The sequence below is a fragment of the Sphingobium sp. GW821-FHT02B05 genome (genome assembly GCF_059421905.1).
The window spans coordinates 526,174-546,739 of the sequence record NZ_JBWKVW010000001.1 but is presented as its reverse complement, the minus strand read 5'-3'; the positions used below and the strand labels follow the sequence as shown (position 1 = coordinate 546,739).

Sequence of the window (20,566 nt, the reverse complement as noted above, 5' to 3'; positions counted from 1 at the left end):
CTCAACCGGGCAACGAAGTAAGGCGATTACATGGCGACCAAGGCGAACAGCAAAAATGGCGGGGCAGGCGATGGAGAGGAAGGCGGCGATGCTCCCCTGCTCGATCTCAACGAAGCCTCCGTCAAGAAGCTGATCGCCCGCGCGAAAAAGCGCGGCTACATCACCTATGACGAGCTGAACGACGCTCTGCCGCAGGACCAGATGTCCTCCGAGCAGATCGAGGATATCATGGCCGCCCTCAACGAGATGGGCGTCAATATCGTCGAGAATGAGGAAGCCAGCGAAGACGGCGACGAACAGCGCGAGCGTGAGGATGCCGAGGACGCCGAGGATGAATCGAGCGACGATGACGGCCCCAAGCTCGTAACCGAAAAGAAGAAGGAAACGGTCGATCGCACTGACGATCCCGTTCGCATGTACCTGCGCGAAATGGGCGCGGTGGAACTGCTCAGCCGTGAAGGCGAAATCGCCATCGCCAAGCGGATCGAGGCTGGTCGCGACACGATGATCCTGGGTCTGTGCGAAAGCCCGACCACCTTCAACGCGATCATCGAATGGTCGACCGCGCTTAACAACGGCGAAATGCAGCTGCGCGAGATTCTCGATCTCGACGCCATGCTGTCCAAGGATCCTGCCCCGGAAAATCTGGAAGAAGGCAGCGAGGACGACGACGGCGAAATCAGCGAAAAGACCGCCGGCCCGAGCTTCAAGGAAGAAGAAGAGCCGGAGGAAGAATCCGCCGACGCCGACGAGGATGAGGACGGCGCACCCCGCGCCCGCCGCGCCGAAGAGGAAGAGGAAGAGGACAACACCCTTTCCCTCGCCCAGATGGAAGAGACGCTCAAGCCGATGGCGCTTGAGAAGTTCGCCACCATCACCGAAATCTTCCGCGCATTTTCCGCCTCGCAGGAAGCGCGCATGGTCGCCATGGCCAATGGCGACAGCCTGAGCCAGAAGGCCGAAGACACCTATCACGACCTGCGCGAACAGCTGACGGCTGAGGTTGAGAGCGTCCAGTTCCACCAGCAGAAGATCGAATATCTTGTCGATCAGCTCTATGCCTACAACCGCCGTCTGACCGCGCTGGGCGGCCAGATGCTGCGTCTGGCCGAACGGCACAAGGTCAGCCGCAAGGACTTCCTCGACCGCTATGTGAACCATGAGCTGGACGATGGCTGGCTCGACAAGGTGAGCGGACTGGACAAGAAATGGTCCGCCTTCGTCGCTGCCGAAGGCCGCGCCGTCGACCGCATCCGCAACGAAGTGGGCGAAATCGCGCAGGCGACCGGCATGTCCCTGAGCGAATTCCGCCGCATCGTGAACATGGTGCAGAAGGGCGAACGTGAAGCGCGCATCGCCAAGAAGGAAATGGTGGAGGCCAACCTGCGCCTCGTCATCTCCATCGCGAAGAAATACACCAATCGCGGCCTGCAATTCCTCGACCTTATTCAGGAAGGCAATATCGGCCTGATGAAGGCGGTGGACAAGTTCGAATATCGGCGCGGCTACAAGTTCAGCACCTATGCGACCTGGTGGATCAGGCAGGCGATCACCCGCTCGATCGCGGATCAGGCGCGGACCATCCGTATTCCGGTCCACATGATCGAAACGATCAACAAGCTGGTCCGCACCAGCCGCCAGTTCCTGCACGAGCAGGGCCGCGAACCGACGCCGGAAGAAATGGCCGAGCGTCTGTCGATGCCGCTCGAAAAGGTGCGCAAGGTGATGAAGATCGCCAAGGAACCGATCTCCCTCGAAACGCCGATCGGCGACGAGGAAGACAGCCATCTGGGCGACTTCATCGAGGACAAGAATGCGATCATCCCGGTCGATGCCGCGATTCAGGCGAACCTGAAGGAAACGGTCACCCGCGTCCTCGCCAGCCTCACCCCGCGTGAGGAGCGCGTGCTGCGCATGCGCTTTGGCATCGGCATGAATACCGACCATACGCTGGAAGAAGTGGGCCAGCAGTTCAGCGTGACCCGCGAACGCATCCGCCAGATCGAGGCGAAGGCGCTGCGCAAGCTCAAGCACCCCTCGCGCTCGCGCAAGATGCGGTCCTTCCTGGACCAGTAATACCACCAAGCAATGATTGGAGCCTCGGCTAAGCGTTCCCCGGCGCAGGCCGGGGAACGCTTCATATGAGTCAGTGTCATGGCTTTTTGGTATTTAAAGCGGTTAAATTAATTTGGATCGGTAAATTTAAATTAACCATTCTTGACGGAAAAGGGCGGCTTTCACGGTCGCCCTTTTTGATTCCGTAAACCGGACGTTTACCCGGTTCCCCTATCTCTGCGGTTACAGCCTGCCCATGCGGGCCTAACAGGGATATGAGCATGAGCGAAGCGGCACCGCGCTACCAATTTGGCGACATAGCCCGAATCCTGGAAGCGCTGGTCGCTGCCGACGGCACCGCTGCCCATCCCTATGCCAATCGCGCGGCCACGGGCGTCGCCCGCGACACGTTGCTCTCGCTCTCCGATCTGGCCGATGGCGCCTATTATCTGTGCATGCTCCATGGCCGGCATCCCGGCGTCATCGATCATGCCGCCACCCGCTCCGCCGACAATGCCGCGCGTCAGTGGTTGATCGAGGCCGCGGACGCCTTCGCCCGCGAACGCGCCTATTTGACTCAAGTCACCGTTGCCGTCGGCCCTGCCCCCAGCACGGCGGGCCAGGCCGATTGCGAAACAACCGTCAGTCAGCAACGCCACGCGCTCGAAATGCTGGCCCAGTCCGACCGGCGCGGCTGCGCCATGGGCGCGGCGATGGCGCTGGTGCTCGACTGGCGCGCCGTGCGCCATGTGCTGGACCAGGCCGCCCTGCGCGTGGGGCTAGAACCCCATCCCTGTGCTCTGCCCGAACGTGCCGCCACGCTGGACGTCGCCCGCGCGATCGGGGGAGACGACGGCATAGACCGCGCCATCCAGTTCGGCGCGCGCCAGCTTCTGAACCAGCATCGTGGCCTGTGGGATCTGCTCGCCGCCCGCGCCGACCTCCGCGCGAAGACCGCCTGAGCGCCCCTTTAACAATTGCGCCGGTCTGCCGCATTGCCTAGTCCGGTTGTCATCGACAACCGAATGGGACGGGATGATGCGCTTTGAAGGCACGCAGGACTATGTCGCCACCGACGATCTGAAGGTCGCGGTCAACGCCGCCGTGCTGCTGCGCCGCCCCCTGCTGGTGAAGGGGGAACCCGGCACCGGCAAGACCGTCCTGGCCCAGGAAATCGCCAGGGCGCTGGACGCCCCCCTCATCGAATGGAACGTCAAGTCCACTACGAAGGCGCATCAGGGCCTCTACGAATATGACGCCGTCGCCCGCCTGCGCGACGGCCAATTGGGCGACGCGCGCGTCTACGATATCGGCAATTATATCCGCAAGGGCAAATTGTGGGAGGCCTTCACCTCTCCCAAACTCCCCGTCCTGCTGATCGACGAGATCGACAAGGCCGACATCGAATTTCCCAACGACCTGTTGCAGGAACTCGATCGCATGGCCTTCCACGTCTATGAAACGGGGGAGACGATCGCCGCTGCCGATCGCCCGGTGGTGATCATCACATCGAATAATGAGAAGGAACTGCCCGACGCCTTTTTGCGCCGCTGTTTCTTCCATTATATCAAATTCCCCGATCGCGACACGATGCAGGCCATCGTCGACGTCCATTTTCCCGGCATCCAGAAAATCCTGGTCGGCAAGGCGATGGACATCTTCTACGAGATACGCGACGTCCCCGGCCTCAAGAAAAAGCCCAGCACATCCGAACTGCTCGACTGGCTGAAACTGCTGCTGAACGAGGATATGCCGCTCGACGTTCTCCAGAACAGCGACCCGACCAAGGCGATCCCGCCCCTCCACGGCGCGTTGCTCAAGAATGAGCAGGACATCATGCTGTTCGAACGCCTCGCCTTCATGGCGCGCCGACAGGGTCGATAAAGCAAGGCAGACCATGTCTGTTCGCTTCGAGCGAAGACGGGAAGCGGCGGGCGCTCTGTCTGCGTTTCTCGCCACGCTCGAAACGATCGGGGTCAGTATTGAGGAGTTTCCATGCCCCATACCGCCGGCTGCCTCTGCGGCGCCGTCCGCATCACGATCGACGCCGAACCCCTCGCCGCGCGCATGTGCTGGTGCCGCCTGTGCCAATATCTGGGCGGCGGCTCCGGCACGGTGAACGTCTGTTTTCCCAGCGAACATGTGACCACCATCGGCGACGTTCGCTGGCACGCCAGCGTTGCGGACAGTGGCAGCGCCATGCAGCGCGGCTTCTGCCCCACCTGCGGTACGCCGCTGTTCAGCATGGCCGACTCGCGTCCGCATTTGACCTTCATCCGCGCCGGCGCACTGGACGATCCTTCGCTCATCGGCCCGCAGGCCGTAATCTGGACGGACGCCGCGCCGGACTGGGCACATCACGACCCCGCTTTGCCCCATTATCACGCGCAAATCCCGCCCGTCGCATGATTTAGGCTCTTGCGCGCGCCGGTTTAGCCTGTAGCCTTCCTGTCATAGTTCAAGGCCGCGCCAAGACGGTCTGGATCTGGAGAGGGATGCCGATGCCAAAGTGCGCCCAGAGTCTCATGACCGCTTTTCTGTCGGCAACGGCCCTGTGCCTTGCCGTCCCCTCGCTCGCGCACGCCGCAGACGGCGAAGCCTGGACCCCGACGCAGGACGCCATCCGCGCCGACGCTGCGGGCATCAGCCTGCCGCAGACCGTCGCCGGCCTCTCCCTGTCCAAAAGCGGCGAAGCGTCCAATGGCGGCCGCGCGGTCGACAATTATGCGCAATATCTGTCCGAGGATGGCGCCATCCAGGCGACCCTCTACGTCTATCTGCCCACCTATGCCGACGCTTCCCTCGCCGCCTATATGACCGACAAGGCGGTGATGGAGCGGTTTGGCGCCAAAACCCGCCGCACCGCCTATGCCAGCGCCCCTGCCGCCGGCCGGGCGGACAGCGCGATCCGCGCAGTCTATGACGACGCAGCCGACGGTGCGTTGACGACGGCGGCGGGCTTCATCCATGCCGGGCGATGGATCGTGAAGATCCGCATCACCGGCCCCACCGAACGCCGCGCCGAGGTGCTGAAGGGCCTAGACGCCATGCTCGCCAGGCTGACGGTGGACGATCCCGCCGGCCTGCACGCCACTGCCCCCGCCAGCTTCGCCGCCTGCCCCGCCGCTGCCGCGGCCGACGCGCAACTGACCCCGGCCAAGCCCGCCGAACAAGCCGTGCCGCAGGATGTGCTTATCCCCCGCGACGGCAAGGATGCACTATGCGTCCGCGGTACCGTGACCACGGCCGAGGGCAGCTACGACATGCTGCAACAGGCCGGGCGCAGCGACGGCCCGATCATCGTGCCGGTCGATGACAGCGGCACCGTCCTCGCCTTCGACCCCGCCACCGATGCGCAGGGCTACAAGCTGTCGATCCACATGGTCGGCCAGACCGACCTCTATGGCCTCTACGACCGCGTCCCCAACCCGCATCAGATCGCCGCGATCCTGGACGGCAAGGACCCCCAGACCGCCCAGGCCCAAAGCGTCGCAACCTACGCCGCCAACGGGGACGTGACGCTCAGCCGGTAAGCGCCCCTTGCCTTTGCCCCGTCACGGCTTCAAACCAAGGCCATGATCCAGCCACCGGGCGCGACCAGCTACGCCCGTATTCGCGCCCGGCTCGAGGCAATCCATATCACGCCCGGCCCGCAGGCATGGGCATTCGAGTTTCTATTGTTCGGGTTCAAACAGGGCTGGGCCTGCCTGTTCGGTGGGCTGATGCTGGCGCTATTGCTCGCCACCCATTTTTTCTATCCTGCCCATGCGCCGATCTACCGCTATGATTTCCTGACGCTTGCAGCGGTGGCGATACAGGCCGCCATGCTCGCCCTCCGTCTGGAAAGCTGGAACGAGGCAAAGGTCATATTCGCCTTCCACCTGATCGGCACGATCATGGAACTGTTCAAAACCCACGCCGGATCGTGGATGTATCCGGAACGCAGCTTGCTCCATGTTGGCCCGGTTCCGCTCTTCTCAGGCTTCATGTACGCGGCAGTGGGCCGTTATATAGCGCGGATTTGGCGTATCTTCGACTTCCGCTTCACCCATTATCCGCCGGTCTGGACCACCATATTGCTCGCCCTGTCCATCTATGTGAATTTCTTCGCCCACCATTGGCTGTCCGATATCCGCCTTGCTTTGTTCGCGACGGCCATCCTGCTTTTCGGGCGCACCTGGATCATATTCACCCCCTGGCGCGAACGGCGCCGCATGCCGCTGCTGCTCGGCTTCTTTCTGGTGGCGCTATTCTTTTGGCTCGCGGAGAATATCGGCACCTTCGCCAATGCCTGGACCTATCCCGATCAACGCCTCGGCTGGCAGATGGTCAGCGTCGCCAAGCTTGGCAGTTGGTATCTTCTGATGATCATCTCCTATGTCCTCGTGTCGCTCATCCACGGCATCGACCGGCAGTCAGATCAAATCAGATACCCCACCTCATAAAGCCCCCATTTCCTGCCACCGCACACCAGCGGCACGAACACGCTGCGCAGCGCGCGATAGCGGCCCTCGCCCAGATCCTGCCGATAGGTGAACAGGAAGAAATCGCCTTCCTCCTCCAAAGCCCGCCGCGTCTGGCTGTCCATGAATATCTGCCGGTTGCGCGCATGTTCCATGTTCCACTCCGGCGCACCGGGTCGCTGCGGCTGGCTTCGCATGCTGATATGGGTCGGCAGATAGCCATTCACATCCAGCAGGCAGCAGCCGATGATCGCCCTGTCCTCGCTCGTCCGCCGGTCCAGCACCGGCCGTACGCGATTGTCGGCAAAGGCCGTGAAACCGTTCAGATATTGGGTCGGGCTTGATCCGGGCACCGCGCGATAATCATGGTCGAACAGCGCCGCCAGACTGATCTCTCCACCACGCACCGCATCTTCGATCAGCGCGTTCACCTCCGCCGCGCCCTCCTCGGCCAGCGCGATATAGCGGCTGTTGCGCGTCTTTTGCGGCCCATGCGCCGCCCGGTTGAGCATCGCATTGGCCATGCCCTCCAGCCCTTCCAGCTGATCGCGCGCGGCGTCCACGCGCAGCGCGCTGTCGCTCGCCGATTGGCTGAAGGTCGCCAGCCCGTGCCGCAATGCGCTCACATCGCCATCGGCGGCATCGGTACAATGCACGATCGCGTCTGATCGCTCGCCAAATTGCGTCACCAGCGACGCGATCTCCGCCATGCTGAGGCGCAACCGGTCGATATGGGTGCCGACACCACGGCCGCGCACGATATTCGCCTCCACCCCGCCGATCAGCGCCCGCGCATCGCGATCCAGCTGGCCCAGCTTGTCCCCGACCGAGGCAGCGGATTCCCCCGCCTGCCCCGCCAGCCGCCGGATTTCGTCGGCGACCACCGCAAAGCCCTGCGTCGCCGCACCGCCGCGCGCCGCCTCGATCGCGGCATTGACGCCCAGCAACCGGGTCTGTCGCGCGATCGCGCCCAATTCCTCGCTAATGTCGCCCACCGCCTCGATCACGGTCAGGAACTGGCGCAAATGCCCCTCCAGCCCGGTGACATGCTCGACAAGTCCCGCCACCTCGCCCAGCGACAGGCCGATCACGTCATGCCCATCGGCGACGATCCGCCCGGCACGGCGCGCGGTCAGGCTCAATTCCTGCGCAGCGGCCACGCTCTCATTCTGGCTGGCCGCCAGCGTTGCCATATTGGCTTGCAAATCGGCCAGATGGGCCGAATCCTTCTGGATGCGACGATTCAGCTCGCTCAGATATCCAGCCGTTTCGCTGCACTGCAATGCGATGTCGCCCGACCGTTCCCCCAGGTCAGCCAACAAATCCCTGTTTTCCAACTGCGCCCCGCCGAAATCGATTGTGACTGGATGATGACGCATTAACCATGCGCTGCAACACTTAATATTCGGACAATGTCCAATCGCTGCCGTGACTTGCATCCCGTGCTCCGCTGGCCGACAAGTGATCCATGCTGCTCAACTTCCTCGACGCGCTGCGCGCCGCCGGCATCAACGCCAGCATCAAGGAGCATCTGCTGCTGCTGGAGGCTCTGGATCGCGACGTCATCTCCCGCCGGCCGGAGGATTTCTATTATCTCGCCCGCGCCACCTATGTGAAGGATGAAGGCCTGCTCGACCGCTTCGATCAGGTCTTTGCGCGGGTGTTCAGGGGCGTGCTGGGCCAAGACGGGTTAGAGGCGGAAATTCCGGAAGACTGGCTGCGCCTCGTCGCCGAAAAATATCTCAGCCCGGAGGATATGGCGCAGATCAAGGCGCTGGGCGACTGGGACGAGATCATGAAGACGCTCAAGGAGCGGCTGGAGGAGCAGAAGGAGCGTCATCAGGGCGGCAATAAATGGATCGGCACCGGCGGCACCTCTCCCTTCGGCCATGGCGGCTATAATCCGGAAGGGGTGCGCATCGGGGGAGAATCCCGGCACAAGCGCGCGATCAAGGTCTGGGACAAGCGCGAGTTCGCGAACCTCGACAGCAGCAAACAACTCGGCACCCGCAATATCAAGGTGGCGCTACGCCGCCTGCGCCGCTTCGCGCGGGAGGGCGCGGCGGACGAACTGGACCTCGACGAAACCGTTCGCGGCACCGCCCGGCAGGGCTGGCTCGACATCCGCATGCGGCCGCAGCGGCATAATGCGGTCAAGCTGCTGCTCTTCCTCGACGTCGGCGGCTCGATGGATCCGTTCGTGACGCTGTGCGAAGAACTTTTTTCCGCCGCCACCGGCGAATTCAAGAATATGGAATTTTTCTACTTCCACAATTGCCTGTACGAAGGCGTGTGGAAGGATAATCGCCGCCGCTTTTCGGAACGTACGCCGACCTGGGATATCCTCCATAAATATGGCCATGACTATAAGGTGATCTTCGTCGGCGACGCGGCGATGAGTCCCTATGAGATCGCCCATCCGGGCGGCTCTGTCGAACATATGAACGAAGAAGCCGGCGCCGTCTGGCTGGACCGCGTCACCCGCACCTATCCCGCCGCGGTCTGGCTCAACCCCGCGTCGCAGGCGCATTGGGGCTATAGCCAGTCGACCCAGATGATCCGCGACCTGATGAACGACCGCATGTACCCCCTCACGATCGAGGGCATAGACGCCGCGATGCGGGAACTGACGCGCAAAAGATAGACCTAAGTCACTTCCCCCCCGATCGGGGGGATTTCGACCGGCTTGAACCGGCAAGCCTTGCTCAAGCCCCGGCATAGTCTAAGGAAAACCGCACCCGCATAGGGATCGCCGCCAAGGAGCTTGCCCATGTTCATCCGCCAACAGGCAGCACGCGCAGCCTTCGCCCTCCTGGCCATGGCGCCAGCCGTCGCGATCGCTGCCACCCCGCCCACGCAGGGCACCATGGCCGTCGAGGCGAACGGTATCGCGGCCGGACAAGATCTGTTCCGTGACGCCGCCGCCAGCGCATTGGCGGACAAGGGCTTCACCCTGCTGGACGGCGCCGCCCATGCCGCCTTCACGATGGAGTTGGCGGTCACCGTGGCGGAGGTCGGCACCGTGGACGCAAAGGTCGCCACCAGCGGCCCGAAGATCGAGAATGGCGGCCTGATGAGCGGGGTCGGATCGGCGGTCAAGATACAGGTGCCATCGGGCAAGTCCCGCCGGGTGGCTCTGGAACGCACTCAACTCGACATGGTCTTGCGCAAGCGTGGCGAGGCGGGCGTGCTGTGGCGCGGATCTGCCGTGACGGTGCGTAACTCCGCGACACCCGGCAACATCGCGGCGGACCTCTCCAACGCGCTGCTGCGCCAATATCCGGCCCAGTCCGACGCCGTGATCGGCGTGCCGTAAGGCGTTACAATTCGCGACAAAATCGCATGTTATCCGGCACATTTCCGCGACAGGCGACGTCTATTCCCTGGTCCATCGAACAACGAATAGGAGAAGTCGCCATGACCCGGATCACTACCCTGATCGCCGCTGCCGTCGCTACGCTGGCCATCGCCACCCCCATGGCCGCCAGCGCTGCCCCCTGGCAGAATATCAACGCGCGTCAGGCGCGCATCGACATCCGCATCGATCAGGGCGTCCGCTCCGGCGCGCTCAACCGCAACGAAGCCTCGCGTCTGCGCAGCGATTTCCGTGCCCTGTCCGCCCGCGAAGCCGACTATCGCCGCTCGGGTGGCCTCAACGCTCGCGAACGCGCCGATCTCGACCGTCGCTTCGATGCGCTGAGCGCCCGCGTCAAGGTCCAGAAGCATGACGGCCAGCCTAGACGTTGGTAAAGGCAAAGGCGGCTCGCTGTCCTACAGCGGGCCGCGCTGCTATGATCGGGCCGGGCCTTTCCGATAGGATCAGCCCGGCGCAATGAAATGTCGAAATCTGCGGGAAATATGCGAAGTTAAGCCTGGAACAAGACCCCCCCGGTCATCGGCTCCGGCACCCCTGTCGTACCGGGAAAGCTGATCGCTCGTCCCTGCAAATGCCGCACAGCCATATAGGCAAAGCCCTGCGCCTCCAGCGCATCACCATCCCAGCCCAGGCCATCGACGCTCAGCACCTGCGCGCCGGTTCGCTCTGCCAGCATTTCCATCAGCGTCTGGTTATGCCGCCCGCCGCCCGCGACATGGATCTGCGCCGGCCGTTCGGGCAGATGATCCACCCCCCGCGCCACGGCGGCCGCCGTAAAGGCGGTCAGCGTGGCGGCCCCATCCTCCAACGACAGCCCGCGCACGGACTCGATACTGAATTGCTCACGGTCGATGCTCTTGGGCGGCAGCACCGCGAACCAGGGATCGGCCATCATCGCCGCCAGCCGCGCCGCATCGACCTGCCCCCGCGCAGCCGTGGCGCCACCCTCGTCATAGGCCGCATCGCCATGCGCCTGCATCCAGTTGTCGATCAACCCGCTCGCCATGCCGGTATCGAACGCAATCAACCGACCGTCCGACCCGATGAAGCTGATATTCGCCACCCCGCCCAGATTGAGGATCGCCGCAGGCTTCACCAGCGCGTCGGCCAGCGCCCGATGATAGACCGGCATCAGCGGCGCGCCCTGCCCCCCCGCCGCCACGTCAGCGCTGCGCAGGTCCGCCACGACGGGTATCCCGAACCCGCCGGCCAGCCCTGCGCCATCGCCAATCTGCCAGGTCCAGCCCCATTCGGGCCGATGCGCGACCGTGTGGCCATGAAAGCCGATCACGGCGACATCTTCGGCAATATGCCCGCTACGCCCCAACAGGTCCGCCACCGCCTGCACATGGCGTTCGGTCAGCTCCACCTCGACCGACGCGATCAGCGGCTCGAAACCCGGCTTGTCCATCGCCATGGCCCGCCGGCATGCCTCGGCCAGCCGGAGCCGAAACCCGTCATCATAGGCCATCGCATGAAAAGCGACCGGCCGCGCGACGCCATCGCCATCCGTTTCGATCAACGCCGCGTCAATTCCGTCGCGCGACGTGCCCGACATCAGGCCGATTGCCAACATGATCGAAAACTCCGCCTCTTTTACACTGGCACCTGCAATGCTACAGGCGCGCGCCATGAGCAACTACCAGTCCGACCTCCTGCGCCTGCTCGAAGCGCGCGGCTACATCCACCAGCTGACCGATGCGGAGGGGCTGGACGCCCTTGCCAAAAGCCAGGTGGTGCCGGGCTATATCGGTTTCGATCCGACGGCGCCGTCGCTCCATGTCGGCCATCTCGTGTCGATCATGATGCTGCGCCAGTTGCAGAAGGCGGGCCACAAGCCGATCGTGCTGATGGGCGGCGGCACCGGAAAGATCGGCGACCCCAGCTTCAAGGACGAAGCGCGCAAGCTGCTGACGACCGATCTGATCCAGGAAAATGTCGCAAGCATAAAGCGCGTGTTCGAACGCTTCCTGACCTTCGGGGACGGTCCCACCGACGCGATCATGCTCGACAATGCCGAATGGCTCGACCGGCTCGAATATATCCCCTTCCTGCGCGACATCGGCCAGCATTTCTCCGTCAACCGGATGCTCAGCTTCGATTCGGTCAAGCTGCGCCTCGACCGCGAACAGTCGCTGTCGTTCCTCGAATTCAACTACATGATCCTTCAGGCCTACGACTTCCTGGAACTGTCGCGCCGCTCGGCCTGCCGCCTGCAAATGGGTGGCTCCGATCAGTGGGGCAATATCGTCAACGGCGTCGAACTCGCCCGCCGCGTCGATGGCCGCCAAGTATTCGGCCTCACCACGCCGCTGCTCACCAATGCCGACGGCACGAAGATGGGCAAGACCGTGGGCGGCGCCGTCTGGTTGAATGAAGATCAATTGTCGCATTACGACTATTGGCAATTCTGGCGGAACACCGCCGACGCCGACGTTGCCAATCGCCTGCGCCTCTTCACCGACCTGCCGATGGACGAGGTTAACCGACTCGCCGCGCTGGAAGGCGCGGAGATCAACGAGGCGAAAAAGATCCTCGCCAACGAAGCCACCGCGCTCTGCCGCGGCCTCGAAGCGGCGCAGGCCTCGGCCGAAACGGCGCGCAAGACATTCGAGGAAGGCGCGTCCGACGCCAACCTGCCGACCGTCAGCCTGGGGGGGGAAGCCCTGACCGTGGTCCAGGCCGTCACGGGCCTGGGCTTTGCGACGTCGAACAAGGAAGTGCGCCGCAAGCTGGGCGAAAATGCGATCAGGGTGAATGGGCAGGTCGTCACCGATCCAGCCGTGACGCTGAATGCCGGCGACAAGCTCAGCTTCGGCGCCAAGAAGCACGGCCTGATCGTCGCCTGACCGCCTTCGTCATCGGGAGGCGGGCCGGCATGGCACATGGCAATCAGCGTTAGCCGGTGGTTAACGCTCTTCTTTGGTAAAGCATCCATTTTCGAAGGCGTAGAGGATGGATCATGTCCGTCTTCGCCAATCTCGGCCACGTCCTGCGCTCCCGCGACCCTGGGGTCGACCAGCGGCGGGCATCGCGCGATCTGGTCGATATGCTCAGCCACATCACGACCGGCGGCCGCACCCATGGCATAAGGATCATCAACATATCCGCGCTCGGCCTGATGTGCCGCAGCGACAGCAGCTTCATGGCGCACGAACAGGTCAGCGTCTGGCTGCCGATCGTAAAGGATGTCGCTGCCGAAATCCGCTGGGTGGAGGATGGCCGGCTGGGCATGGAGTTTCTGGAGCCGATCACGCCGCAAATCTACGACGCGATGCTCGGCCTCATCCCGCCGCGCCGGACGGCATGGTGATGGCAGGGCTGGTAAAACCCTCGTCCGCCTCCAGCTTGTGACGCCCGCGGACCAGCGCTTCGGGCATCTCGGTGCGCAGGAATGTCAGCATCACCTCCCGCACCTCGCAGCGCAGGTCGAACGCGATAGCCGCATTGCGCGCCGACAATAGTCCGCGCAGCTCCAGCGCATCGGCGCGATGATCCGTCACTTGCAGGATCGCGACCCGCCCGTCCCAGCGCCCGTTCGCCTTGACCGCCGCAACGAAGCGCGTGCGTATCCGTTCGATATCGGCGGTCGGATCGACATAGAGGAACACCGTGCCCAATAGGTCCGACGTCTTCGTCGTCCAGTTCTGGAACGGCTTCTCCAGGAAATAGGATACCGGCACCACCATACGCCGATCGTCCCAGATGCGCACGATGACATAGGTCAGCTTGATCTCCTCGATCCGCCCCCATTCGCCTTCGATGATGACGACGTCGTCCAGCCGGATCGGCTCGGAAAAGGCCATCTGAATGCCTGCGATCAGGTTCTTGAGCGCCGGTTGCGCGGCCGCGCCGACCGCCAGTGCCGCCAGCCCCGCCGATGCCATCAACGACACGCCGATCGTCCGTACGCCCGGAATTGCGATCAGCATCATCGCGATCACCAGAAACCCGACGACGCACTGGCAGATGCGATAGAGGATGCTGATCTTGGTCCGCCGCCGCCGGGCTTTCAGATTATCCTCAACGCTGATGTCGGCCCGCGCCTCCAGCATTGCCTTGCCCGCATGCATCACCCGCAGGATCAGCCAGCCGACCAGCAGCGCGAACACCATCCGCGCGCCGATCGACCAGACATCCTCGATGGGGTCGCCCATCTCGATCGACTTGACGCCAGCGCCCAGCGCCAACAGCACCACCAGCCAGCGGGTCGGCTGATAGATGGCGGGCAGCAGCACCGGCTCGATCTTCGAATGTTTCGCGACCCGCAGCGCGATCCAGTAAAGCGCCCAATGGATCAGGAACGCGGCAGCCACCGAAATGGCGATCGACATCGCCGCCATCGGCGTGATGTGGGTCAGGCTGATATCGGTCATGCTGGAGGCAACGCGACCGCCCGCGATTTTGTTTCGCACCTGCGAGATGTTTTCCCCTTATATTCTTGTCCCCATTGGGAGAGGACTGCGCAGACTTGGCATCCTGGGGCCGCAGGCCGACGCTGGGGGTCGCCGGAGATCCCAGCCTGCGCCGGAACGACGGGAGAATCACCCCCCTCGCAACAACCCCACGGCGGCATCCTTCTCGAACAGATAGAGGCAGGTCCGCGCCGCCTGCCCCCGCGCGCTGTCCAGCCCGCCGTCCCGTTCGATCAGCAGATGCGCGTCATCCCGCGCGCTGTCCACCAATGCCGCGACATGCTCCGGCGTCGCGACCTTCAATTCCGCCTCGCCCGACTGGCGCGTGCCCAGCACCTCGCCCGCGCCGCGCAGCTTCAGATCCTCTTCGGCGATGCGAAATCCGTCATTCGTCTCGCGCATCAGCGCCAGCCGCGCCCGCGACGTCTCACCCAACGCATTGCCGCGCAGCAGCAGGCAGGTCGATGGCTTGTCGCCACGCCCCACGCGCCCGCGCAACTGGTGCAATTGCGCCAGGCCGAAGCGATCCGCCCCCTCGATGATGATCAGGCTGGAGTTGGGCACGTCCACGCCCACTTCGATCACCGTGGTCGCCACCAATATCTGCGTGCGATTGGCGGCAAAGGCCTCCATCGCCGCATCCTTGTCCGGACCCTTCATCCGGCCATGGACCAGCCCGACGCGCTCGCCGAACCGCGCCCGCAGCGACTCCGCGCGCATTTCGGCCGCCGCCTGGTCGCTCGTCTCGCTTTCCTCGACCAGCGGGCACACCCAATAGGCCTGCCCCCCGCCCTCGACATGGCGGGCCAGCGCCTCCACCACCTCGTCCAGCCGCGTGGCGGCCATCACCAATGTCTGGATCGGCTGGCGCCCCGGCGGCATCTCGTCCAGCCGCGAAACCTCCATCTCGCCATAATAGGTCAGCGTCAGCGTGCGCGGGATCGGCGTCGCGGTCATCACCAGCAGATGCGGCGACCGCTCCGCCTTGCTCGCCAGCATCATCCGCTGCGCCACGCCGAAGCGATGCTGCTCGTCGATCACCGCCAGACCCAACGCCTTATATTGTACCGCTTCCTGGAAAATGGCGTGGGTGCCGACAAGGATGTCGATGCTCCCGTCCGCCAGCCCCATCAGCGTCGCTTCGCGCACCTTGCCCTTCTCGCGTCCAGTCAGGATCGCTATCTCGATCGGCAAACCCGACGCCATTTTCCGCAAAGTCTCATAATGCTGCCGCGCCAGGATTTCGGTCGGCGCCAGCATCGCGCCCTGCATCCCCGCCTCGACCGCGTTCAGCAGCGCCATCAGCGCCACCAGCGTCTTGCCGGACCCGACATCGCCCTGAAGCAGCCGCAGCATCGGCGTCGCCTGCGCCATGTCGCCCTCGATCTCGCCGATCGCACGCCGCTGCGCGCCCGTCGGCGCAAAGGGCAGCTTGAGCATGTCGCGCAGCCGCCCGTCGCCCTGGATCGACACGCCCCGTCGCCGCCGCGACGATTGCCGCACCAGCATCAGCGCCAGTTGCCCCGCGAAAATCTCGTCATAGGCCAGCCGTTCGCGCGCCTTGGCGTCGGACGGATCGGCATGCACCCGTCCCAGCGCCTCGCGCCAGGCGGGCCATTCCTTGCGCGCCAGCAGGCTCGGCTCGATCCATTCCGGCAACTCCGGCGCCCGCGCCAGCGCCTGCGCCGCAATATCGCGCATCCGGTTGTTGGTCAGCCCTTCGGACAGGCCATAGACCGATTCGCGCGCCGGCACCGTATCGGCTTCTTCGGGTGGCAGCACATAGTCGGGATGCACCATCTGGAGATTATCGCCATAGGCCTCCAGCTTGCCCGACACGAATTTGGGTTCATTGAGCGGCAACAACTTGCGCGGCCAGCCGCTATTCTTCCCGAAATAGACGAGGGATACGACATTGGCGCGCTTGTCGATCGCCTGCACCCGGAACGGCGCGCGCGGGCTGCTGGTCGCCTTGTAATCCACCGGCGTCAGCATGGTGCCGATCACCCGCCCCGCGTCCGCCATGTCCAGCGTGTCGGTCAGGTGCCGGTCCACCCAACTGACCGGAATATGGAAGGCGACATCGACCGCACGCGCCAGCCCCAGCCGCTCCAGCGGACGGGCAAGAGCGGGGCCGATCCCCTTGAACAGGGATATTTCGGCAAAGAGCGGATTGAGAATATCGGGTCGCATGGCTATCTGCTGCCTCTAACGCAGCCGGGACGGTCCTACAAATGCCTGATCGGCGATAATGCCATGCCCGCCAAAGGAACAAATTGTGAACGACAATCCCCAGATGCGCCGCATCAAATTTCGGGCCTGGCATCGCGGCACGCGGGAAGCCGACTATACGGTTGGCGGATTCTTCGAACGCTATCACGCGGAATGGAACGAAGAGGAAATCGCCTGGTTCGAAAAGTTCATGGATGAACAGGATGCCGACATCATCGGCTGGGCGCTGGGCACCATCCCCGTTCCCGAAGAGTGGAAAGGCCCGATGATGGACAAGTTCCTGAAACTCGATTTCGTGAAGATCGAAAATTGAAGCAAAAGCACCGTTCGGGCTGAGCCTGCCAAAGCCCTGCACTTCTCTTCCCAGAAAATACGGCCCTTCGACAATCTCAGGGCGAACGGATTATTCGATGACCGATCTCCAGAAAATCCTGAAGGCGAAGGCGCCGCTCACCCTGTCGGGCGTACCAGCCGGCTTCCAGCCCTGGCTGCTGGCCGACATCGCCCGCGCCGTAGGCGCTGCGGGTGGCCGCGCCGTCTTCGTCGCATCGGACGAGCAGTTGATGCGCGCGGTCGCGGACACGGCGCATTATTTCGCGCCGGAGATCGAGATCATCGAAATACCCGCCTGGGACTGCCTGCCCTACGACCGCGCCAGCCCCTCGCTGCGCGCCGCTTCCGCCCGTCTCGCGGGCCTCCATGCGTTGCAGGCAAAGCCCAAAGGCCCGCAACTGGTCGTCACCACGCTGGCCGCCATGACGCAGCGCACCCTGACGCCCTTCCGCGTGCGCCAACTCGTCGCGAAACTGGCGCCCAAGGAACGGATCGCTATCCAGAAGCTCGCCGAAATGCTGCAAGCGAACGGCTATGTCCGCACCGACACGGTGCATGACCGGGGCGAGTTCGCCATTCGGGGCGGCATCGTCGATCTGTTTCCCGGTGGCGAAGAACAGCCGCTGCGCCTCGATTTCTTCGGCGATGAGATCGAGACGGTCCGCCGCTTCGACCCGTCCGATCAGCGCACGATCGAGAATGTCGATGGCTTCACCCTCCTCCCCGCGTCCGAAGCCCTGCTGGACGAGGACACGATCAAGCGCTTCCGCGGTCGCTACCGCGAAACCTTCGGTGCGACCGCGACCGGCGACCCGCTCTATCAGGCGGTCAGCGACGGCCGCCGCCTGGCTGGCATGGAACATTGGTTGCCCTTGTTCGAGGAAAAGCTGGTCCCGCTGACCGATCACCTTGGCGAGGGCGCCGTGCTCATCCGCGACCATGGCGTGGCCGGCGCGGCGGAAAGCCGGTTCGAGGCGATCCGCGACTATCACGCCAACCGCGTGCAGGCGAAATCCGCCGACCCCGGTTCCTACCGCCCGCTGAAGCCCGACGCGCTCTACCTGAATGCCGCCGAATGGGACGCCGCCGTCGCGACCCGCCCCATGCACGGCACCACGCCATTCCATGAACCCGACAGCGCAACCGTCCTCGACTTTTCTGTGGATGGCCCCCGCGACTTCGCCCCCGAACGCGCGCAGAACACGAACATCTACGAAGCCGTCGGCAAGCATATTGCCGACCTGCGCCGTCAGAAAAAGAAAATCGTCATCGCCAGCTACTCCGGCGGCGCGCGCGAGCGCCTGTCCGGCCTGCTCGCCGACCATGGCGTGTCCCGCCTCGCCGCCGCGGACAACTGGCAGGAGGCGCTCGGCATCGCCGCCAATGGCAGCGTCACGCTCATGGTCATCGGCCTCGACCATGGCTTCACTGCGCCCGACGTCGCCGTCCTTACCGAACAGGATATGCTGGGCGACCGCCTCGTCCGCCGCGCCAAGCGCAAGAAAAGCGCCGACGCCTTCCTTCAGGAACTGGCCACCCTCTCGCCCGGCGACCTCGTCGTCCATATGGATCATGGCATCGGCCGCTATGAAGGGCTGACTCAAATCCCGGTGGCGAAGGCCCCGCATGATTGCGTCGCGCTCACCTATGCCGGCGGCGACAAGCTCTACGTCCCGGTCGAAAATCTCGAAGTCCTCTCCCGCTACGGTAGCGAAAACGAAGGCGTCAGCCTCGACAAGCTGGGCGGCGAAGCCTGGCAGCGGCGCAAGGCCAAGATGAAGGAGCGCATCCGCGAAATCGCGGGTGAATTGCTCAAGACCGCCGCCGAACGCGCCTTGCGCAACGCGACCGTGGCGGAACCCGATCAGGCCGGCTACCCCGCCTTCGTCGACCGCTTCCCCTATCAGGAAACCGAGGATCAGGACCGCGCCATCAGCGATGTGGTGGAGGATCTGGGGTCGGGCAAGCCGATGGATCGCCTCGTCTGCGGCGATGTCGGCTTCGGCAAGACCGAAGTGGCCCTGCGCGCCGCCTTCGTCGCGGCGATGGCGGGCATGCAGGTCGTCGTCATCTGCCCCACCACGCTCCTGGCGCGCCAGCACCACATGAATTTCGAGGAGCGCTTTCGCGGCTTTCCCGTCAATATCGGCCGCCTCTCCCGCCTCGTCCCCGACAAGGAAGCGAAAGCGACCAAGGCGGGTCTGGCCGACGGCACGATCGACATCGTGGTCGGCACCCACGCCCTGCTGGCCAAGGGGCTGGAATTCAAACGCCTCGGCCTCGTCATCGTGGACGAGGAACAGCGTTTCGGCGTCACCCACAAGGAACGGCTGAAGTCCCTGAAAACGGACGTCCACGTTCTGACGCTCACCGCCACGCCGATCCCGCGTACGCTGCAAATGGCGATGTCGGGCCTGCGCGAACTCTCCGTCATCCAGACCCCGCCGGTCGATCGCCTCGCGGTGCGCACCTACATCATGCCCTGGGACGGCGTCGTCATCCGCGAAGCGCTGCTGCGCGAACATTATCGCGGCGGCCAGAGCTTCTTCGTCGTGCCCCGCATCGCCGACCTCACCGAAGTCGAGGAATTCCTGCGCACCGAAGTCCCCGAAATCAAACCCATCGTCGCCCATGGCCAGATGAGCGCCACCGACGTCGAAGAGCGCATGTCGGCCTTCTATGACAAGCGCTACGACGTCCTCCTCTCCACGACCATCGTGGAATCCGGCCTCGACATCCCCAGCGCCAACACGCTCATCATCCACCGCGCCGACCGCTTCGGCCTCGCGCAACTCTATCAGTTGCGCGGTCGCGTTGGCCGATCGAAGACGCGCGCCTATGCCTATTTCACCACGCCCGCCAACCGCATCATCACCGAAACGGCGGAAAAGCGGCTCAAGGTCTTGTCCGACCTCGACACGCTGGGCGCGGGTTTCCAACTGGCGTCGCACGATCTCGACATTCGCGGTGCGGGCAATCTGGTCGGCGACGAACAGTCCGGCCATATCAAGGAAGTCGGCTTCGAACTCTACCAGTCGATGCTGGAAGAGGCGATCATGGACGCCAAGGCGGGCGGCGCCAAAGGTCTTGGGGGTATCGAGCGCCGCAGCGACAGCTTCTCGCCCCAGATCAGCGTCGACGCGCCCATTCTCATCCCCGACGATTATGTGCCCGACCTCGACCTGCGCATGGGCCTCTATCGCCGCATCAACGAACTGGAGGACCGCAACGGCCTCGAATCCTTCGCCGCCGAACTGATCGACCGTTTCGGCAAGCTGCCCCTGCCCACGCAGAACCTGCTCAAGATCATAGAGATCAAGCAGAATTGCCTGATCGCGAACATCTCCAAGATCGACGTCGGGCCGAAGGGCGCGCTGGTCAGCTTCTTCGAGGATCGCTTCCCCAAGCCGGCGGGCCTCGTCGCCTATGTCCAGAAACTCAACGGCGTCGCCCGCCTGCGCCCCGACAGCAGGATCGTCGTCGAACGCGCTTGGCCCGACCCGCAGGCCCGCCTGAACGGCGCGCTCCAACTGTCGAAGGGCCTGATGAAGGCGGCGGGGTAGGTTTGGCAGGAAGGCGATGCCTGCTCCGACCCCCATGTCGCCATTCATCATCGTTGGGAAACGCATCAGCAACAGTGGAAACCTAAATCCGTGCATGACGACCGGGCGGCAAAGTCCGGCGTCACAGCA

General features: G+C 63.9%; 17 protein-coding genes. 13 read left to right on the top strand and 4 right to left on the bottom strand.

Features of this window, described 5'->3' with window-relative positions:
* The first annotated feature begins 30 nt into the window (after positions 1 to 30).
* The 6 genes from rpoD (at position 31) to AC07UX_RS02790 (ending at position 6,500) form a co-directional block, all read left to right on the top strand.
* Complete coding sequence (rpoD, locus tag AC07UX_RS02815) at positions 31 to 2,076, top strand: RNA polymerase sigma factor RpoD (RefSeq protein WP_495190489.1); 2,046 nt, start codon at positions 31 to 33, stop codon at positions 2,074 to 2,076.
* Between the two features lie 260 nt (positions 2,077 to 2,336).
* Complete coding sequence (locus tag AC07UX_RS02810) at positions 2,337 to 3,017, top strand: DUF6975 family protein (protein ID WP_495190488.1); 681 nt, start codon at positions 2,337 to 2,339, stop codon at positions 3,015 to 3,017.
* 76 nt (positions 3,018 to 3,093) lie between these two features.
* A complete protein-coding gene (locus tag AC07UX_RS02805; RefSeq protein ID WP_495191770.1) occupies positions 3,094 to 3,939 on the top strand; it encodes an AAA family ATPase in 846 nt (281 codons plus the stop codon).
* A 111-nt stretch (positions 3,940 to 4,050) separates the two neighbouring features.
* The gene (locus tag AC07UX_RS02800; RefSeq protein ID WP_495190487.1) at positions 4,051 to 4,464 is read left to right on the top strand and encodes a GFA family protein; all 414 of its coding nucleotides are present in this window, start codon (positions 4,051 to 4,053) and stop codon (positions 4,462 to 4,464) included.
* Between the two features lie 92 nt (positions 4,465 to 4,556).
* On the top strand, positions 4,557 to 5,588 hold the full coding sequence (locus AC07UX_RS02795) for a hypothetical protein (RefSeq protein WP_495191769.1): 1,032 nt from the start codon (positions 4,557 to 4,559) through the stop codon (positions 5,586 to 5,588).
* 42 nt (positions 5,589 to 5,630) lie between these two features.
* Positions 5,631 to 6,500 carry a DUF817 domain-containing protein gene (locus tag AC07UX_RS02790; RefSeq protein ID WP_495190486.1) on the top strand — a complete coding sequence of 290 codons (870 nt, stop codon included), beginning with the start codon at positions 5,631 to 5,633 and terminating at the stop codon, positions 6,498 to 6,500.
* On the opposite strand, the gene AC07UX_RS02785 is transcribed toward AC07UX_RS02790, so the two are convergent.
* Positions 6,476 to 7,840, bottom strand: a complete 1,365-nt coding sequence (locus AC07UX_RS02785) for a methyl-accepting chemotaxis protein (RefSeq protein ID WP_495190485.1) — start codon at positions 7,838 to 7,840, stop codon at positions 6,476 to 6,478. The two genes, AC07UX_RS02790 and AC07UX_RS02785, sit on opposite strands and share 25 nt — an antisense overlap.
* Before the next feature lie 146 nt (positions 7,841 to 7,986).
* Here AC07UX_RS02785 and AC07UX_RS02780 point away from each other — a divergent pair, with 146 nt between their 5' ends.
* From AC07UX_RS02780 to AC07UX_RS02770, 3 genes are all read left to right on the top strand, one after another.
* Complete coding sequence (locus AC07UX_RS02780; protein WP_495190484.1) at positions 7,987 to 9,162, top strand: vWA domain-containing protein; 1,176 nt, start codon at positions 7,987 to 7,989, stop codon at positions 9,160 to 9,162.
* 126 nt (positions 9,163 to 9,288) lie between these two features.
* Positions 9,289 to 9,834, top strand: a complete 546-nt coding sequence (locus AC07UX_RS02775) for a DUF4136 domain-containing protein (protein ID WP_495190483.1) — start codon at positions 9,289 to 9,291, stop codon at positions 9,832 to 9,834.
* Positions 9,835 to 9,935: 101 nt separating this feature from the next.
* On the top strand, positions 9,936 to 10,268 hold the full coding sequence (locus AC07UX_RS02770) for a hypothetical protein (RefSeq protein WP_495190482.1): 333 nt from the start codon (positions 9,936 to 9,938) through the stop codon (positions 10,266 to 10,268).
* A 116-nt stretch (positions 10,269 to 10,384) separates the two neighbouring features.
* On the opposite strand, the gene AC07UX_RS02765 is transcribed toward AC07UX_RS02770, so the two are convergent.
* Positions 10,385 to 11,470 (bottom strand): anhydro-N-acetylmuramic acid kinase, encoded by a 1,086-nt coding sequence (locus AC07UX_RS02765; protein WP_495190481.1) that lies wholly within the window; start codon positions 11,468 to 11,470, stop codon positions 10,385 to 10,387.
* 55 nt (positions 11,471 to 11,525) lie between these two features.
* On the opposite strand from AC07UX_RS02765, the gene tyrS reads away from it, so the two are divergent.
* Complete coding sequence (tyrS, locus tag AC07UX_RS02760) at positions 11,526 to 12,743, top strand: tyrosine--tRNA ligase (RefSeq protein WP_495191768.1); 1,218 nt, start codon at positions 11,526 to 11,528, stop codon at positions 12,741 to 12,743.
* 110 nt (positions 12,744 to 12,853) lie between these two features.
* The gene (locus tag AC07UX_RS02755; protein ID WP_495191767.1) at positions 12,854 to 13,207 is read left to right on the top strand and encodes a PilZ domain-containing protein; all 354 of its coding nucleotides are present in this window, start codon (positions 12,854 to 12,856) and stop codon (positions 13,205 to 13,207) included.
* On the opposite strand, the gene AC07UX_RS02750 is transcribed toward AC07UX_RS02755, so the two are convergent.
* Together AC07UX_RS02750 and recG are read right to left on the bottom strand one after the other, a co-directional pair.
* Positions 13,179 to 14,270, bottom strand: a complete 1,092-nt coding sequence (locus tag AC07UX_RS02750; RefSeq protein ID WP_495190480.1) for a mechanosensitive ion channel family protein — start codon at positions 14,268 to 14,270, stop codon at positions 13,179 to 13,181. The two genes, AC07UX_RS02755 and AC07UX_RS02750, sit on opposite strands and share 29 nt — an antisense overlap.
* Positions 14,271 to 14,438: 168 nt before the next feature.
* Entirely contained in the window at positions 14,439 to 16,502 is a 2,064-nt protein-coding gene (recG, locus tag AC07UX_RS02745) for an ATP-dependent DNA helicase RecG (protein WP_495190479.1), read from the bottom strand.
* A gap of 85 nt (positions 16,503 to 16,587) precedes the next feature.
* Here recG and AC07UX_RS02740 point away from each other — a divergent pair, with 85 nt between their 5' ends.
* Together AC07UX_RS02740 and mfd are read left to right on the top strand one after the other, a co-directional pair.
* On the top strand, positions 16,588 to 16,854 hold the full coding sequence (locus AC07UX_RS02740; RefSeq protein ID WP_495190478.1) for an FAD assembly factor SdhE: 267 nt from the start codon (positions 16,588 to 16,590) through the stop codon (positions 16,852 to 16,854).
* A 97-nt stretch (positions 16,855 to 16,951) separates the two neighbouring features.
* On the top strand, positions 16,952 to 20,437 hold the full coding sequence (mfd, locus tag AC07UX_RS02735; RefSeq protein ID WP_495190477.1) for a transcription-repair coupling factor: 3,486 nt from the start codon (positions 16,952 to 16,954) through the stop codon (positions 20,435 to 20,437).
* The last annotated feature ends 129 nt before the right edge of the window (positions 20,438 to 20,566 follow it).

Coding starts and splice junctions, on each gene's coding strand:
- rpoD (WP_495190489.1), top strand. CDS start 31: ATGGCGACCAAGGCGAACAGCAAAAATGGCGGGGCAGGCGATGGAGAG.
- AC07UX_RS02810 (WP_495190488.1), top strand. CDS start 2,337: ATGAGCGAAGCGGCACCGCGCTACCAATTTGGCGACATAGCCCGAATC.
- AC07UX_RS02805 (WP_495191770.1), top strand. CDS start 3,094: ATGCGCTTTGAAGGCACGCAGGACTATGTCGCCACCGACGATCTGAAG.
- AC07UX_RS02800 (WP_495190487.1), top strand. CDS start 4,051: ATGCCCCATACCGCCGGCTGCCTCTGCGGCGCCGTCCGCATCACGATC.
- AC07UX_RS02795 (WP_495191769.1), top strand. CDS start 4,557: ATGCCAAAGTGCGCCCAGAGTCTCATGACCGCTTTTCTGTCGGCAACG.
- AC07UX_RS02790 (WP_495190486.1), top strand. CDS start 5,631: ATGATCCAGCCACCGGGCGCGACCAGCTACGCCCGTATTCGCGCCCGG.
- AC07UX_RS02780 (WP_495190484.1), top strand. CDS start 7,987: ATGCTGCTCAACTTCCTCGACGCGCTGCGCGCCGCCGGCATCAACGCC.
- AC07UX_RS02775 (WP_495190483.1), top strand. CDS start 9,289: ATGTTCATCCGCCAACAGGCAGCACGCGCAGCCTTCGCCCTCCTGGCC.
- AC07UX_RS02770 (WP_495190482.1), top strand. CDS start 9,936: ATGACCCGGATCACTACCCTGATCGCCGCTGCCGTCGCTACGCTGGCC.
- AC07UX_RS02765 (WP_495190481.1), bottom strand. CDS start 11,470: ATGTTGGCAATCGGCCTGATGTCGGGCACGTCGCGCGACGGAATTGAC.
- tyrS (WP_495191768.1), top strand. CDS start 11,526: ATGAGCAACTACCAGTCCGACCTCCTGCGCCTGCTCGAAGCGCGCGGC.
- AC07UX_RS02750 (WP_495190480.1), bottom strand. CDS start 14,270: ATGACCGATATCAGCCTGACCCACATCACGCCGATGGCGGCGATGTCG.
- recG (WP_495190479.1), bottom strand. CDS start 16,502: ATGCGACCCGATATTCTCAATCCGCTCTTTGCCGAAATATCCCTGTTC.
- mfd (WP_495190477.1), top strand. CDS start 16,952: ATGACCGATCTCCAGAAAATCCTGAAGGCGAAGGCGCCGCTCACCCTG.